The sequence below is a fragment of the Ruegeria sp. HKCCD7255 genome (genome assembly GCF_013031565.1).
GTDB lineage: Bacteria > Pseudomonadota > Alphaproteobacteria > Rhodobacterales > Rhodobacteraceae > Ruegeria.
The window spans coordinates 65,981-81,526 of sequence record NZ_WQAG01000014.1 but is presented as its reverse complement, the minus strand read 5'-3'; the positions used below and the strand labels follow the sequence as shown (position 1 = coordinate 81,526).

Below are 15,546 nucleotides of genomic sequence, written 5' to 3'. Positions count from 1 at the left end.
TCAGTCCGCGTGCGGCGCCGAGCGCGCCTTTTCGATCTGCGAAGCAACCCAGTGATGAAAACAATGCGTCGGTCCGTCCATCACGGGTGAAAAGCGGCCACCGTCGAACTTAATGCCATGCCGGCCCTTTTGCATGCCTTCGACGACAAACACATCCTCTTCGAAAACCGTTTTCCAAAGAGCCGCATTCTGGGCGCGCAAAGCTTCGTGCTCGGGTGTATCCTCGGGGGGTTGAGCATAGTAGAGCTCGATCCGTTCGTTCGAGCGCTCATGGCTGATCGGGTCGATGATAAAGGCAAACCCATGGTCGCGCTGTACGCCCAACAAGGTGTTGGGATAGACAACGATATATTCGGCCCCTTCGGTCCATTTCTCGCTTAACCCGGCGAAATCATCCAGCTTTTCGCCCGCCTCCCCTTCGAATTGGCGGTACACATAGGTGCCCTGGCCGGAATACTTACCCAGTTCGTTGATGTTGTAATGGTCCTCAAGACGGGAATAGCTGTTCAGCCCGGGATGCACCCAGGGCAGGTGATAGCTTTCGCAGAAATTCTCGACCGCCAGCTTCCAGTTTGAGGCCAGTTCCAGATGGACCGAAGCGCCGTCTCCCCCGTGATACATCGGTTGATCGAAATCCTGCCAGCGCTCCATCAATTCGCCGTGCACCTCTTCGAAGTCAGGAGCGGTGCCGTCGATATTCACAAAGATCACATCGCGCCAAACATAGGATCGGATGCGGATCAACCCCAGATCGGCATAGTCCATATCCTCATGTGTATTCTGACCGGGGCCACCAACATGCGGTGCTGCTTTCAGCGTGCCGTCCAGCCCATAGCACCAGCTGTGATAGGGGCAGCGGATCGCGCCGCGGATCTTGCCAGGCTTGTCCACCAAGATCATTCCACGATGGCGACAGGTGTTCTGAAACACGCCTATCTGGCCTTCGCGATCTCGCACCATCAGCAAAGGCATCCCCAGAAACTCGATCGGATAAGCATCGCCCGCTTCGGGGATATCCTTGCCAAACCCAATGCCAGACCAATTGGCAAACAAGACGGCATCACGTTCTTCCACAAAGACATTCGGGTCGATGTAATGGGCGTTGGGCAGACCTTTGGCCTTGTTAACCTCGGTCAGAACAGATGAAAGCGAGACGCGTGTGTTCATCGATTACTCCTTATTGTCCAGAATGGGCTTGGTATCAGGACCCATTGGCAATGCTATTGATCGATCTTCAATATCAAAAATCCTAACCGATGAGTGAGCTTGGCTAAATTGAAATCTACAAAGGCTTAGATGCGGTGTTCTCAGCGTCCGACGATGCTGGTGGAAGAGCCACCTTGGTCACAAGGCGCGAGATTCACGCGCAATTCGTCTGAAAAAGGGAAAAAAGCCGCGAAAATTCTCCGTTTCAGGCCGATTTCGCGGACTGTACGCCAGCTGATGCTGATACAGATTGAAGCCACCGACCGCGAATGAGAGCTCAGATGCCAAAAACTTGTTATGCCTACCAATCCATCGCCCGCGCCACTCATGAACATGGGGTCGATACCATGTTCGGCCTGATGGGTGACGCGAATCTGTTCATGGTCGACAGCTTTGTGCGCGACTGCGGCGGGCGGTTTGTCGGTGCGGCGCATGAGGCGAGCTCGGTCCTGATGGCGTTGGCCTATTCCTATGTGTCAGGCAAGGTTGGGGTGGCAACAGTAACGCATGGCCCGGCGCTGACCAATTGCACAACTGCCCTGACCGAGGCCGCGCGCGGCAATGTTCCGATGGTTGTTCTGGCTGGTGACACACCGGTCAGCAACCCGCGCCATGTGCAGGGCATCGATCAGCGCGAAGTTGTCAAAGTCACCGGTGCCGGATTCGAACAATTGCGCTCGCCCGAAACCATTGGCGCGGATGTGGCTCGTGTGTTCTATCGCGCGCAGATCGAACAGCGCCCGATTGTTCTGAACATGCCTGCTGATTTCATGTGGCAAGAGGTTACGCACAGCGCCCATGTTCTGAACGTTTACAACGCACCCACCGGCGTCGCGGAGAGCGATATTCTGGATGACGCGATAGGCATGATCGCCTCGGCACGGCGACCGTTGATCCTGGCCGGAGCCGGGGCCGTTGCAGCGAAGGACCAGATCGTCAAACTGGCCGACCGGCTGGAGGCGCCGCTTGCCACCACGCTCAAGGCCAAGGGCCTGTTCAACGACCATCCCTATAATATCGATATCTTTGGCACGCTTTCGACCCCGGCGGCCTATGAGTTGATTGCCCAATCCGACTGTATCGTTTGTTTTGGCGCGCAACTGCATGATTTCACAACCGATCGTGGCAAGCTGATGAAGAACAAGCGGGTGGTTCAGATCGATGTTCAGGCCTCGGCCATTGGTGGTGGGTTGCACCCGGATGCTGCGTTGATCGCAGATGCCGGACTGGCGGCAGAGACGATCCTGTATTGGCTGAACGAGGCGGAAATACCAGCCAGCGGCTTTACCCGCGAGTTGGATGTACCAACACTTACCGCCCATCCCGACCCTGCGGACAAAACTGCGGACGGTTGCATCAACTATATCCACGCGCTGAACCGGCTTGAGGCTGAGCTGCCCCAGAATCGCGTGATGGTTACCGATGGGGGTCGTTTCATGACCGAAGTCTGGTGTCGCCTATCCGTGCCCGACCCTCACAGCTTTGTGCCGACCGCCAATTTCGGATCGATTGGCCTGGGCCTGCAAGAGGCCATCGGCGCGGCCATTGCCGAACCAGACCGCCCCACGGTTTTGTTCTGCGGCGATGGCGGGTTCATGATGGGCGGCATCAACGAATTCAACACAGCCGTGCGGTTGGGGCTGGATCTGATTGTCATCATCGCCAATGACTCGGCCTATGGCGCTGAACATATCCAGTTTATCGACCGCCAGATGGACCCAAGCCTGACTGAATTCAACTGGCCCTCGTTTGCCGAGGTCGCAAAGTCACTGGGCGCAGACGGGGCCGAGGTGCGCACCAAAGACGATCTGGAGGCTGCACTTGACGCGGTCAAAACCCGCAAAGGCCCCTTCCTGATCGAGCTTCACCTGGATCCCCATGATGTGCCGCGCATGCGGATCTGAGCCTGCCTAACTGGCTGCCTAAGTCCAAGCCGCTCACCCCACATCAGTTGGGGTGACGCACAGTCAAAAGGACCATTGCGAATCTATCTACCTACTGGTAGGTAAGTGGGTGAACCCCTCATGCCCCGTTATCTCACCACCAGAAAGGAATTCCCTCATGGAACTGAACTCCGATTTTACGTCCCGCGTGGTGGTTCATTCTGATCAGCTTGATTGGCAAGCTTCGCCGATGAAGGGAGTCGACCGCCGAATGCTGGATCGGATCGGTGGTGAAGTTGCCCGCGCCACAACAATCGTGCGCTATGCGCCGGGCAGCAAGTTTTCCGCACATACCCACACGGGGGGCGAAGAGTTCATTGTACTGGACGGAGTCTTTCAGGACGAACACGGGGATTTCCCGGCAGGAACCTATGTCCGGAACCCACCGACCTCGGCCCATACACCGGGGTCCGAGCCGGGCTGCACAATCTTCGTCAAGCTGTGGCAGTTCGACATGGACGACCGAACGCAGTTTCGCAAAGACATGGCGGCCGAGCTTGCTGCGCCCGTAAACGGAGTTGCCACCGCTGCTTTACACGAAGACCCGCGCGAGATCGTCACCTACAGCCACCTTGATCCGGGTGCTCAATTGTCGTCGGATGCGAAGGGCGGGATCGAGTTGCTGGTGATTGACGGCGAGATCACAGCTGGTGCTGATGTTCTGCGCAAAAATAGCTGGTTACGCCTGCCCGAAGGGGAAGCGCTGGCAGCAACAGCGGGTGCGGACGGTGCAAAGATCTGGATGAAAACCGGGCATTTGCCCTATGCTCAAGCCCCGGTGGTGTGACAGATGAATGACCCTAAACCCCTTGCTTTGGTGGCCGGTGCCGGCGCTGGCCTTGGCCAATCTCTCCTGACCCGCTTTCAGTCTGCCGGTATGGAGCCGGTCGGGCTGGGCCGCACGAGACCCGAAGGCACCGTTGGCACGTTCCATCAGGTTGATCTGTCAGATCCTGACAGCGTGTCGCCGATAATAGCTAAACTGATCGCCATCCATGGCCCACCCAAGATCGTTGTGCACAACACCGCTGAACTGGTTATTGCCCCCTTCACCGGAACAACACTGGAAGACTATCAGCGCACGTGGGCTTCGATGGTTCAATCCCTTGTGGTCCTCGGGCAATCGGTGCTGCAGCCGATGGTGCGGGGTGGTGGAGGCACCTTTATCGTCTCGGGCGCAACGGCATCACTGCGCGGTGGCGCGAGGTTTTCGGCTTTTGCCTCGGCGAAATTTGCCTTGCGCGGTCTGACCCAATCGCTGGCGCGGGAATACCAGCCTTCCGGGATACATGTGGCGCATGTCATTCTGGACGGTATCATCGATACGCCGAGATCCCGCGAATTGCACAGTCTGGATCCGTCAAAGATGATGAAACCCGACGCGATTGCAGAAGCTTATTGGCAATTGGCACAACAGCCCGCGTCAACCTGGACCCATGAGTTGGATCTGCGCCCGGCCACAGAGGGTTTCTGAGCAATGCAGACCGAAACGCTCATCATCGGCGCAGGGCTTTCAGGCCTGTCACTCGCGACGCAACTGGCCCAAAGTGGCCGCGACTTTCTATTGGTCGAAGCCCGCGACAGGATTGGGGGCCGCATACTGACCGAGCATTCAGGGGCCGGTTATTTTGATCTGGGCCCCTCATGGTTCTGGCCCGGACAGCCCCGGATCGCGGCGCTGATCAGCCAGTTGGGGCTGGAGCGTTTCGATCAATACAGCATCGGAGCGCTCAGCTTTGAGGATGAGCAGGGCCGCGTGGAGCGTGGCAGAGGCTTTGCCTCGATGGAGGGCTCGTATCGGGTCGAAGGTGGGTTGGCTGCCGTGACAAACGGATTGGCGGCACAGCTCAAGCCGGATCGGCTTATGCAGTCGACACCCATTGTCGGCCTGACGCGTACACCGAACGCGATCGTCGCTACCGGTAATGCAGGACAAGAGATCAAGGCAAAGCAAGTCGTGTTGGCCTTGCCACCACGGGTCGCAAGCCGGATCACGTTTTCGCCTGTGCTGCCGCAAGCTACCCAGGCTGCGATGACAGGCATTGCCACTTGGATGGCGGGTCAGGCCAAGGCTTTTGCGGTCTACAAAACTCCGTTCTGGCGAGAGAAAGGGCTTTCGGGCGACGCAATGAGCCGCTGCGGACCGATGGTGGAAATTCACGATGCCTCACCTGCAGAAGGTGGACCCTATGCTTTGTTTGGCTTCATCGGCGTCCCGCCGCAAGCCCGGCAAGACGCGCCAAGTCTGCACCAGGCTCTGCAAGATCAGTTGATCCGACTGTTTGGGCCCAAAGCCGCGGACCCTATTTCGCTATTTGTCAAAGACTGGGCGTTTGACCGGTATACGGCGATTGAAACCGACCAGCGACCATTGACTGCGCATCCGGCCTATGGGTTGCCACAAGCCATGTCGGGCCTTTGGGATAACGCTCTGATCTTTGCCGGCACCGAAGTTGCCACGCAATTCGGAGGCTACGTGGAAGGCGCCCTCGAAGCCGCAGAAAACGCCATGGCCCGGATCGAAAGGAAAACCCCTGCCCGACAAGAGCTCTGATACCAAAACGGCGCTGCTGGATGTGGCCGAGCTTGCTGTGCGGTCGCGAGGGTTTGATGGATTCAGCTATGCTGATCTGGCGCAAGTCGTTGGGATTCGCAAAGCTTCGATCCACTATCATTTCCCGACCAAGGCGGATCTGACAGCGGCCTTGGTCGAACGCTACCACAATGCGCTCGACCAAGAGTGCCACCGGATCGAAACTCAGCACAAAACTGGGCGCGACCGGTTGCAGGCCATGATCCAGCTTTATCGAGACGCGTTGAATGATGGCACGACCTTATGCCTGTGTGTGTCGCTGATCAGCAGCCGCGAAAGCCTCTCCATTGGCGTGATCGAAAAAATCAAAGCTTTCCGCGCAATGATGGTCGCCCGATTTGCTGAAGTCTTCCGGCAATGCCAACAAGAAAATTCGATCCGCGACGTGTCAGATCCCGTGGCCGAGGCCCGCGCCGCCCTTGCCCTGCTGGAAGGGGCGCATTTGTCGGCGCGCGCTGAAAACAACGTTGACGCTTTCGATCGTGCATTGTGGATATTGACGTCCCGTTTGCGGTAAAGCTGCTGCTCGCAAAGGCGTGGCTGCGGTCTGACAACAAGCTGTCTGCCGGAAGCCTTTGCCCCGCCCATGAGGATTGACACATCGACGGATAATCTAAATCGTGACAGAGTTACGCATACTTGGAGCCCGAAAAGGAATGCGGTTTGTCGGATACAGAAATGTCAAAACGAAAAGCCATCATCGCGCATTGCAGGGCACTGAACAGCAGCGGGCTTAATCAGGGAACAAGCGGTAATATCAGTATCAGACACCAGGATGGGATGCTGATCTCTCCGACCAGTCGCCCCTATGACAGTTTGCAACCCGAAGACATCGCCTTTGTTGATCAGAACGGCAAAGCCACAGGCAAATTTGCCCCGTCAAGTGAATGGCATTTCCACCTCGACATTCTGCTGCAGCGTCCGGATGTAAACGCTGTTGTTCACGCGCATCCGACCTATTGCACCACTTTGGCAATTATGGGCAAGGAAATCCCACCCATTCACTATATGATTGCAGCGTTTGGCGGCGCGACCATTCGATGCGCTCCGTATGAGATCTATGGCACCGCTGCCCTGTCGAAGGTAGCGGTAGCGGCGCTTGAAGGGCGTAAAGGATGCCTGCTGGCGCATCACGGCATGATCACTGTGGGTCAGTCGATCGAACAAGCCTTTTGGTTGGCCGGAGAGTTAGAGGCCCTTGCGCGCCAATATCACGGCTGCCTTGTTTTGGGCGAGCCGCCCCTGCTGAGCGATGAGCAGATCGAAGAGGTTCTTGAGAAAATCAGTGGATACGGTCAAAACCACAGTAGCTGACACCGTATTCTTCACACAGCGAACACATCACATCTTAGAATGTTCATCGCGAAAAACCTGGCTTTTTCGCGCGGATCGTTCAGTATTCTGAACAAACGAATTGAAGGGTCGCGAAACCCAACATGCTTGACCTACTCAGCGATATCCTCACGCGGCTGTCCATGCGTGGCACCTTGTATTTCCGAACGTCCTTCAGCAAACCCTGGGGCGTGGCCGTGCCTCAGCATCAAAACGTGGCGCGATTTCACTATGCACATCGGGGTGCATGTCTGGTCGCGGTCGCTGGGCTGGAAGAACCGGCATCTGTCGAACAGGGCGACCTGATCATCATCCCCCATGGCGCGCCGCATGAGCTGTATTGCGGTCACAAGCCCGAGGAAACCATTCTGCCGCTTGAGACAGTATTAGAAGACTCCGGCTATGACGGATCGGGGGTGCTGGTATATGGCGGGAACGATCAACCGCTGAGCGAAACGCAATTGATCTGCGGGCATTTCTCGTTCAACGCGCAGTCGCGCCACATTCTGTTCGAGCGTTTGCCGCCGCTGGTGCATATCAAAAACTATGGCGAGTCTGCTGGCAAATGGATGGATGCGACGTTGCGGGTAATAGGCGAAGAGGCCGGAGCGCACCGGATGGGTGGCGATCTGATTGCATTGAAGATGTCAGAGGCGATCCTGGCCCAAGCCATTCGCAGTTTTCTTGAAAGCGACCTGGCTGAGGATTGGAAATTGGCCGGGTTTTCGGACAAGAACCTTGCTCAGGCCTTGGACGCATTTCATCAGAATCCACATCGCGCATGGACTGTTGAAACGCTGGCAAGTTCGGCGGGGATGTCGCGCACCAGCTTTGCAGTGGCCTTCCAAAAGAAAATGGCCATGACACCCATGGACTATGTGACAAGCTGGCGTATGGAGCTTGCCAAACAGGCGCTGTTGGATCCTCTGAATACTGTCGCCGATGTAGCCGAGTCCGTAGGATACGCATCAGATTCCGCCTTCGCGCGCGTATTCAAGAAAGAAACCGGTTTTACCCCTGCAGGGTTCAAGCGCCTCGAAAACGCAAACCGTGCAACAGTTTGAACGTTCTGCGCGAAAAAACGAACGGGCGGACATTCATAGATCGAAACTAGCCCCGTATTTCTTAGTTATCGGCAATATTGACCGGATTGAGAAAGGAAAACACGATGCCTCGTTTCGTTACCAAAACCATTCACGCATATCTCGACTATCCTGTTGCTTTGAGCTTGGTTGCCATGCCCTTTCTGTTTGGGCTGGGCGCCTCAAACCCGCTAGCTTTTTGGCTATCTGTTATCACAGGTGTCGCCGCTTTTGTGCTGACGGTGTTGACCGATCATCACCTGGGTATGATCCGGGTGCTGCCGTATAAACTCCACCTAGCGGTCGATGGATTGGTCGGTGCTGTCTTTGTCCTTGCTCCGTTCGTGCTGGGCTTTGCCGGTCTCGACATGTGGTATTATGTCATTCTGGGCGTTACGGTCCTGCTTGTAGTCGGCTTGCATCAACCGGATGAAACAGGCGCGGCCGCCTAAACGACACGGGGGACCGGGCGTTCTACGCGGCCCCCCGATAATCTTCGCAATTGACGGGTGGATCAGGCCAGCTGTTTCAATCGCGGCATCAAATCCAGTAGTTCTTGAGTGTAGGGATGCTGAGGTGCGTTAAAGAGCTTGTCTGTCTCCTGAACCTCGACCAGCTTTCCTTGCCGCATAACACCTACACGGTCGCACATTTGGCGCACAACCGGTAGATCGTGACTGATGAACAACATGGTCAGGCCAAGGTGGTCTTGCAGGTCCTTGAGGATGTTAAGGATCTGCGCCTGAATCGAAACGTCAAGCGCGCTGGTGGGCTCATCGCAGATCAAGAACCTGGGCTGTGTCGCCAGCGCCCGAGCGATACAAATTCGCTGGCGCTGGCCCCCTGAGAACTCATGCGGGTATTTACGCCAGGCATCCTTTGCCAAACCGACCCAATCCAGCAGTTCACGCACGCGGGGGCCGATATCGGCTTTGGGTAAGATCTTGTGGTGATGAATGGGTTCTGCGACCAGATCACCGACCTTCATGCGCGGGTTGAGGCTTGAGAAAGGATCCTGAAAGATCATCTGGATCTGACGACGGTACCCTTGCAAAGCATCGGCCCCCATGGCCGTAACATCCTCACCGTCAAAGATCACACGGCCACCGTCCACGGGGTAAAGCGTGCCGATCATACGAGCCACGGTTGATTTGCCCGACCCACTTTCGCCGACAAGTCCAAAAACTTCGCCATCTCGGATGTCAAAGCTGACCTGATCCACAGCGGTGAAATACTGCCTGTGCGACGGAAGAATCGCGCCCTTTTGCAAAAAGGTTTTGGTGATGTTTTCAACCTCAACCAACTTGCCGGATTTGGACAGATCGGTTTTGTTCCAATGCGCTGCCAGATCGTCGATCTTGAACGTGCTGACACGGTCGCCATAGCTGACCATGGGAAACCGCTCGACCTTGGTATGTGGCCGTGGCACCGCAGCGATCAGCGATTTGGTATAATCATGTGTGGGCGCGCCCAGGATCTGATCGGTTGTGCCGCTTTCGACCACTTGGCCGGAATACATGACCGTCACCGTATCAGTGGTGTCTGCAATGACGCCCATGTCATGGGTCACAAGAATGACACCCACCTGACGTTCCTTGGCCAGTTCCTTGATCAGATCCAGCACTTGCGCCTGAACCGACACGTCCAGAGCGGTTGTGGGTTCGTCCGCGATCAGCACGCTGGGCTCGGTGCACAAGGCCAGCGCGATCACCACCCGCTGACGCATCCCGCCGGAAAACTGGTGTGGGTATTGGTTGAAGCGCTCTGCCGGGTCTGGGATCGAGACCCGATCGAGCAGCGCAATCGCGCGCTTTTTGGCCTCCGACGCTGACAGGCCCAGATGCAGCTGGATCGTCTCAACCAATTGCTCACCCACCGTGAAAAGCGGGTTGAGCGAGGTCAGCGGGTCCTGAAAGATCATCCCGATCTCTTTGCCCCGGATCCGGCGTTTGTCTTCGGCGTCCAGCGCGTCGATGCGGCGACCGTTCAGCCACACCTCACCCTCGGACACATGCGCCGGAGGGTCCAGCAACCCGATCACTGCGTTGCCGGTCATCGATTTGCCGGCCCCGCTTTCGCCCACAACGCCCCGTATCTCACCGGGATGCAGGTAATAGGTTACATGCTCGACCGGTTTGAAAACGCCATGGCGCGTGGGGATTTCTACGGTCAGGTTGCGGATTGAAAGAACGGGGTCGGTCATTTCAGCCTCGGGTTCAGAACATCACGCAGCCAGTCGCCCAGCAGGTTCACACTCAGCGCCAGCGCCAGCAAGGTGCAGGCCGGGAAGAACAAGATCCACCATTCGCCCGAGAACAGGAACCCCTGCCCGATGCGAATGAGCGTCCCCAGCGAGGGTTGCGTTGGCGGCGCGCCTACGCCCAGAAAGCTGAGCGTGGCCTCGGCGATAATCGCAAGCGCCAGCGAGATAGTGGCGATCACCAAAACCGGTGACAGCACATTGGGCAGGATATGGCGCAGCATGATGGTCAACGGGCTTTGCCCGATGATGCGCGCGGCGGCGACATAGTCTTTGTTCTTTTCAACCAAAGTGGCCCCGCGCACGACCCGCGCAAACTGCACCCAATCTGACAGGCCAATGGCCAGGATCAGCACCCAGATGGCCATCTGGTCACGGTATTCCACCGGGGTCACGCCCTTGGCGATCCCAAAGATCAGCATGGCCAGCAGGATCGAAGGGAACGTCAGCTGCACATCCGCGGTACGCATGATGATCGTCTCGGTCCAGCCGCCGAAATAGCCTGACAACAGGCCCAGGATGATGCCCAGCACCATGGCAAACAGGACAGCGGCAACACCCACAAAAAGCGATATCCGCATCCCGTAGAGGATCGTCGAAAACACATCCCGCCCCTGATCGTCGGTGCCCATCAAAAAGCTTTCACCGGTGAAGGCGTTGGGCTGCATCGGCGGTGTAAAACCGTTCATCAGGTTCAGGCTGGACGGGTCGAACGGGTTTGTCGGTGCAATCAGTGGTGCTAGGACCGTCGCAAGGATCAACAACGATGCAACCGCAGCCGACACCATGGCCACGGGCGAGCGGCGAAACGCGTAGAACTGATCGCTGTCCAGAATAGTTTGCAGACGGCTCATGCGCTGACCCTCAGACGCGGATCGATAAAGGCATAAAGAATGTCGACCGCAAGGTTGATGGTGACGAAGATGACCGAGATCATCATCAGATAGGCGGCCATGACCGGGATATCGACGAACTGGATTGCGTTGATGAACAAGAGGCCAAGACCCGGCCACTGGAACACCGTTTCGGTGATGATAGCAAAGGCGATTATCGCCCCCAATTGCAGGCCGATTATTGTGATGACAGGCACCATCGTGTTTTTCAAGGCATGGCGAAAGTTGATGGTCCGATCGCTTAGGCCCCTTGCACGGGCAAAACGAACATAGTCCTGTCTCAATACCTCGAGCATTTCGGATCGCACCAGACGCATGATCAGAGTCATCTGATAGAGGCCAAGCGTGATTGCCGGCAGGATCAGCGCCTTAAGACCGCTGGCCGTCAGCAGCCCAGTATTCCACCAGCCCAAATCCACAACCTCGCCGCGCCCGAAGCTGGGCAGCCAGCCCAGTTCGACCGAGAACACGTAGATCAGCAAAATTCCGATCAGGAAGGTGGGCAGAGACACCCCGATCAGCGATGCCGACATGATGAAGTTCGCTGCAAACCCGTCGCGCTTGATGGCGGTGAACACACCCAGCGCAATCCCTAAGACAACCGCAAAGATGGCCGAGACCAATGCCAGTTCCAGCGTCGCCGGAGCACGTTCGGCTAGGATTTCGGCAACGGGGCGGCCTTGGCGAAAGCTGACCCCAAAATTGCCTTGCACCGCTTCTTGCAAAAACTTGACGTATTGCACGGGAAACGGTTGATCCAAACCAAGCTGTGCGCGCAAACGCTCTACATCTTCCATGGTCCGTTCCTGCCCCAGCATGTTGTCGATCGGATCACCGACAAACCGGAACATGGAAAAGGCGACAAGGCCCACGACAAAAAGTACCAGCGCCGACTGGGCAATGCGCCTGACGATGTATGACAGCATTTAGTTGACCGTGACCCAACGCAACAGGAAGAAATTGTCAGGACGCTGGGTCAGTTCGACATTGCTGCGTGCACCCCAGACCAACGGCTGGACATAGAGCGGAACATAAGCCACCTCGTCTTGCAGTATTCCCGCAACCTCATCCAGCATCGCCTGACGCTTGGGCTCATCGATCTCGGACTGGATCAAGGGCAAAAGCTCATCCACGCGCGCGTTCGAGTAGCCGCCAAAGTTCCAGGACCCCAACTTCTTTTCCTCATTTGGAGTCGAGGCAAGAAAGCGCACGGGATGTTCAGCATCGAACGTGCCCGGCGACCAACCCAACAGGTACATATCAAAGTTGTCGGCGCGCAGTTCCGGCCAATAATTCTGGACCGGCATCGCATCCAGCGTCACGTTCAGACCAGCCTGAGTCAGCATGGCCGTGATCGCCTGACAGACCGACTCGTCATTCAGATAGCGGTTGTTGGAGCATTTGAAGCTGACCTCGGCCCCTTCGGCCCCGGCCTCAGCGAGCAGCGCCTTGGCACCGTCCAGATCAAAGGCGTAAGGGTCGGCATTTGCAGCCGAGTACCCGCGCATCGCGGGGCTGACCAATTGGCTGGCCACTTCGGCATTACCGCGCATGATGGTCTGAAGGATGGCCGGAACATTTACCGCCTTGGCCACAGCCTCGCGCACACGGGCATCTTTGAACAGATCCGAGCTGCCCTGCCCCGTTTCGCTGGCACCCTCTTTCTGGTCAAAGCCCAGCATGATCACGCGAGCCTCGATACCCTGAATGACTTTCACATCCGGGTTGCCCTGCAAGCGGGCGACGTCCTGAATGGGTACAGGGTTGATGAAATCCACATCCCCAGACAGCAGCGCGGCCAGAGCGGTTGCGGGGTTCTGGATCGGTACCAGTTCAGCGCTGGTCAGGTTGTGTTCGGCCTCATCCCACCAACTGTCAAAGGGCTCCAGAACCGTGCGCAGCCCGGGCTCGCGTGCGGTCACACGGAAAGCACCGGTGCCGTTGGCGTTCAGCGTGGCATAGTTCCCGGCCTCTTTATCGGGCAGCGCCGCGTCATTGGCCTCGGCCCAACCACTGTCCATAATCATCCAGTTGGCGATGCTGTCCGGGAAGATCGGGTTTGGCGCGGTGGTCATGACGTCAACGGTATAGTCATCAACCTTGACCACATCGCTGACCGGTGCAAACCAGCTGCGTGTGTCCGAGCTTTCGTCCGACGCGCGCTGATACGAAAAGATCACGTCATCTGCGTTGAACTCTGACCCATCATGAAATGTCACACCTTCGCGCAGCTTGAACCGCCAACCCGCACCGCCATCGATGGTTTCCCAACTGGTCGCCAGGGCAGGCTCGATGGTCATGTCTTTGCCACGACGCACGAGGCCTTCGTACACATTGTTCAGAAAACCCAGCACCGGGGCCGAGTTGACCGCGTGCGGGTCCATGGTTTGCGGATCGGTCGTCACGGCGAATTTAAATTCTTCAGCCGAAACGGGCATGGCAAGCGCGCCCATCAGCGCGGCAGTGGTCAGACGTTTCATGATAGCTCCCACTTCATATGGTGACGGACCCCGTGGGTCGGGGCCCGCCAGAAAGGTTTAATTCAGGCCGAAATGCTTGACCATGGGCTGATCCTCGGGATCAACCTCGATGGCCAGGTTTTCTGCCATGCCCCAGTTCAGCACCTGATGGTGGATCGGGATGTACAGCTGCTCGTCCTGCACAACGCGCCAGATATCAGCGATATCCTTGTTGCGCGCGTCCAGGTCCGTGTTGGACGCCAGCGATTTGATCTTGGCATCGAGGTCATCGCTGTTGAAACCCGTACCGTTCCAAGTGCCGATATCACTCTCGCGACCATGGACCAGGAAGTTGAAGATGTATTCCGAGTCATATGTCGGAACACCCCAACCCAGCATGTAGAAATCGGTCAGACCATCGGTGATCAGCGGGAAATGCTGTGCTTTTGGCTTGGCGTCGAGGTTCACCGTGATCCCGATTTGACCCAACATGCCAACTGCTGCCTGACAGATACCTTCATCGTTGATGTAGCGGTCATTCGGGCAGTCCAGCCGGATCGAGAAACCGTCCGCATAGCCTGCCTCGGCCAACAAGGCCTTGGCCGCTTCGATATCAGTGCTGCTTTCGGCGTCCATCTCGGCCGTCCAGCCGTTCACAAACGGAGGCGCAATCATCCCGGCGGGTTGAGATTGGCCACGCATGACAACCTGCTGAATGGCATCGCGATTGATCGCTTTCGACATCGCCTGACGCACGCGTACGTCCGCCAGAGGGTTCTTGCCGTCAACATTGTCGGCTTCGATATCGTCCGCGCCCTGGTTCATCCCGAAGAAGATCACCCGGTTTTGTGGGGCCTGTTTAACAACCAACCCATCGACGGCATCGACCCGTTGAAGATCTTGTACCGGCATGTCCTGCAGGAAGTTCACCTCACCCGACAGCATTGCCGCAACGCGGGTCGCATCGTTTTGGATGGGAGTATAGATGATCTCGCTGATCGCCATCGGAAACTGATCGCGTCCCCAATAGTTCTCGTTACGCTCCATGACGGTTTTCACGTCGGGTTCACGGCTGACCAGTTTGTAAGGACCGGTGCCATTCACATTGGTGGTCGCAAAAGTGATCTCACCACCTTCGAAATCCTGCACGTCGACCGTGTTGTTCGCTTCGGTCCAGTCTTTGTCCATGATGAACAGATCGGTCAGGTTTGCAGGCAGGATCGGGTTCGGACCATCTGTCACGATCTCGACGGTGTGGTCGTCGACCGCGCGCACTTCGACAATCGAATTGATCAGCTCTTTCATGTCCGAGTTTGGCTGTTTCGCGCGATTGATGCTGAACACCACATCCTCGGCAGTGAAATCCGCTCCATCGTGGAATTTCACACCCTGGCGCAGGTTGAATACCCACACGTTCGGATCGTCCGCGCTGGGGGCCCAATCGGTGGCAAGAGCTGCTTCGAACGCACCAGACGTGTCGCGAATAATCAGTGGCTCATACATCTGATGGCGCACAGTATGTGTCGGCCCTTCGTTCTGCGAATGTGGATCAAGCGTGAGCGCATCTCCCGACCGCGCCCACCGCAAGGTTTCCGCACTGGCCAACGAGGTCGTCGTCATCAATAGCGCAAGCGCTAGCATTGGTTTTTTCATTTTTTACTCCCGTTTTGCAGACATTTAGCTGCAGTGAATTCGCGATTCTCTGTCACGAATTTCTATGAACGTTATGGGTGCGGATAGCATACCAACTGCGGACGCATGTCAATCAGCGATCGTAT

Annotated in this window: 14 protein-coding genes; 8 read left to right on the top strand and 6 right to left on the bottom strand. The window is 56.9% G+C overall.

Features of this window, described 5'->3' with window-relative positions:
• Positions 1 to 1,167, bottom strand: coding sequence for an aromatic ring-hydroxylating dioxygenase subunit alpha (locus GOX45_RS19780; protein ID WP_171103309.1), 1,167 nt, complete (start codon positions 1,165 to 1,167; stop codon positions 1 to 3).
• Positions 1,168 to 1,487: 320 nt separating this feature from the next.
• Here GOX45_RS19780 and GOX45_RS19775 point away from each other — a divergent pair, with 320 nt between their 5' ends.
• The 8 genes from GOX45_RS19775 (at position 1,488) to GOX45_RS19740 (ending at position 8,608) form a co-directional block, all read left to right on the top strand.
• Positions 1,488 to 3,110, top strand: a complete 1,623-nt coding sequence (locus GOX45_RS19775) for a thiamine pyrophosphate-binding protein (protein WP_171103307.1) — start codon at positions 1,488 to 1,490, stop codon at positions 3,108 to 3,110.
• 157 nt (positions 3,111 to 3,267) lie between these two features.
• Complete coding sequence (locus tag GOX45_RS19770) at positions 3,268 to 3,936, top strand: cupin domain-containing protein (RefSeq protein WP_171103306.1); 669 nt, start codon at positions 3,268 to 3,270, stop codon at positions 3,934 to 3,936.
• Positions 3,937 to 3,939: 3 nt separating this feature from the next.
• Positions 3,940 to 4,623 carry an SDR family NAD(P)-dependent oxidoreductase gene (locus tag GOX45_RS19765; protein WP_171103305.1) on the top strand — a complete coding sequence of 228 codons (684 nt, stop codon included), beginning with the start codon at positions 3,940 to 3,942 and terminating at the stop codon, positions 4,621 to 4,623.
• A 3-nt stretch (positions 4,624 to 4,626) separates the two neighbouring features.
• Positions 4,627 to 5,703 (top strand): NAD(P)/FAD-dependent oxidoreductase, encoded by a 1,077-nt coding sequence (locus tag GOX45_RS19760; RefSeq protein ID WP_171103304.1) that lies wholly within the window; start codon positions 4,627 to 4,629, stop codon positions 5,701 to 5,703.
• A complete protein-coding gene (locus GOX45_RS19755; RefSeq protein WP_254446100.1) occupies positions 5,603 to 6,259 on the top strand; it encodes a TetR/AcrR family transcriptional regulator in 657 nt (218 codons plus the stop codon). The genes GOX45_RS19760 and GOX45_RS19755 overlap by 101 nt, the downstream gene beginning before the upstream one ends.
• A gap of 161 nt (positions 6,260 to 6,420) precedes the next feature.
• On the top strand, positions 6,421 to 7,056 hold the full coding sequence (locus GOX45_RS19750) for a class II aldolase/adducin family protein (RefSeq protein WP_171103303.1): 636 nt from the start codon (positions 6,421 to 6,423) through the stop codon (positions 7,054 to 7,056).
• A gap of 122 nt (positions 7,057 to 7,178) precedes the next feature.
• Positions 7,179 to 8,138, top strand: a complete 960-nt coding sequence (locus GOX45_RS19745) for an AraC family transcriptional regulator (protein ID WP_171103302.1) — start codon at positions 7,179 to 7,181, stop codon at positions 8,136 to 8,138.
• 104 nt (positions 8,139 to 8,242) lie between these two features.
• Positions 8,243 to 8,608: a hypothetical protein gene (locus tag GOX45_RS19740; protein WP_171103301.1), complete on the top strand. Its 366-nt coding sequence runs from the start codon at positions 8,243 to 8,245 to the stop codon at positions 8,606 to 8,608.
• A gap of 62 nt (positions 8,609 to 8,670) precedes the next feature.
• Here the strand turns inward: GOX45_RS19740 and GOX45_RS19735 are convergent, their stop codons facing one another.
• From GOX45_RS19735 to GOX45_RS19715, 5 genes are read right to left on the bottom strand one after another with little or no spacing between them, the layout of a single operon-like run.
• Positions 8,671 to 10,359: an ABC transporter ATP-binding protein gene (locus tag GOX45_RS19735; protein WP_171103299.1), complete on the bottom strand. Its 1,689-nt coding sequence runs from the start codon at positions 10,357 to 10,359 to the stop codon at positions 8,671 to 8,673.
• Complete coding sequence (locus GOX45_RS19730) at positions 10,356 to 11,270, bottom strand: ABC transporter permease (protein WP_171103297.1); 915 nt, start codon at positions 11,268 to 11,270, stop codon at positions 10,356 to 10,358. The genes GOX45_RS19735 and GOX45_RS19730 overlap by 4 nt, the downstream gene beginning before the upstream one ends.
• Positions 11,267 to 12,235 carry an ABC transporter permease gene (locus GOX45_RS19725; protein ID WP_171103295.1) on the bottom strand — a complete coding sequence of 323 codons (969 nt, stop codon included), beginning with the start codon at positions 12,233 to 12,235 and terminating at the stop codon, positions 11,267 to 11,269. The genes GOX45_RS19730 and GOX45_RS19725 overlap by 4 nt, the downstream gene beginning before the upstream one ends.
• Complete coding sequence (locus GOX45_RS19720) at positions 12,236 to 13,789, bottom strand: ABC transporter substrate-binding protein (RefSeq protein ID WP_171103294.1); 1,554 nt, start codon at positions 13,787 to 13,789, stop codon at positions 12,236 to 12,238. It abuts the gene before it with no gap.
• Positions 13,790 to 13,846: 57 nt separating this feature from the next.
• Complete coding sequence (locus tag GOX45_RS19715) at positions 13,847 to 15,421, bottom strand: ABC transporter substrate-binding protein (RefSeq protein WP_171103292.1); 1,575 nt, start codon at positions 15,419 to 15,421, stop codon at positions 13,847 to 13,849.
• Between the last annotated feature and the right edge of the window lie 125 nt (positions 15,422 to 15,546).

Coding starts and splice junctions, on each gene's coding strand:
- GOX45_RS19780 (WP_171103309.1), bottom strand. CDS start 1,167: ATGAACACACGCGTCTCGCTTTCATCTGTTCTGACCGAGGTTAACAAG.
- GOX45_RS19775 (WP_171103307.1), top strand. CDS start 1,488: ATGCCAAAAACTTGTTATGCCTACCAATCCATCGCCCGCGCCACTCAT.
- GOX45_RS19770 (WP_171103306.1), top strand. CDS start 3,268: ATGGAACTGAACTCCGATTTTACGTCCCGCGTGGTGGTTCATTCTGAT.
- GOX45_RS19765 (WP_171103305.1), top strand. CDS start 3,940: ATGAATGACCCTAAACCCCTTGCTTTGGTGGCCGGTGCCGGCGCTGGC.
- GOX45_RS19760 (WP_171103304.1), top strand. CDS start 4,627: ATGCAGACCGAAACGCTCATCATCGGCGCAGGGCTTTCAGGCCTGTCA.
- GOX45_RS19750 (WP_171103303.1), top strand. CDS start 6,421: ATGTCAAAACGAAAAGCCATCATCGCGCATTGCAGGGCACTGAACAGC.
- GOX45_RS19745 (WP_171103302.1), top strand. CDS start 7,179: ATGCTTGACCTACTCAGCGATATCCTCACGCGGCTGTCCATGCGTGGC.
- GOX45_RS19740 (WP_171103301.1), top strand. CDS start 8,243: ATGCCTCGTTTCGTTACCAAAACCATTCACGCATATCTCGACTATCCT.
- GOX45_RS19735 (WP_171103299.1), bottom strand. CDS start 10,359: ATGACCGACCCCGTTCTTTCAATCCGCAACCTGACCGTAGAAATCCCC.
- GOX45_RS19730 (WP_171103297.1), bottom strand. CDS start 11,270: ATGAGCCGTCTGCAAACTATTCTGGACAGCGATCAGTTCTACGCGTTT.
- GOX45_RS19725 (WP_171103295.1), bottom strand. CDS start 12,235: ATGCTGTCATACATCGTCAGGCGCATTGCCCAGTCGGCGCTGGTACTT.
- GOX45_RS19720 (WP_171103294.1), bottom strand. CDS start 13,789: ATGAAACGTCTGACCACTGCCGCGCTGATGGGCGCGCTTGCCATGCCC.
- GOX45_RS19715 (WP_171103292.1), bottom strand. CDS start 15,421: ATGAAAAAACCAATGCTAGCGCTTGCGCTATTGATGACGACGACCTCG.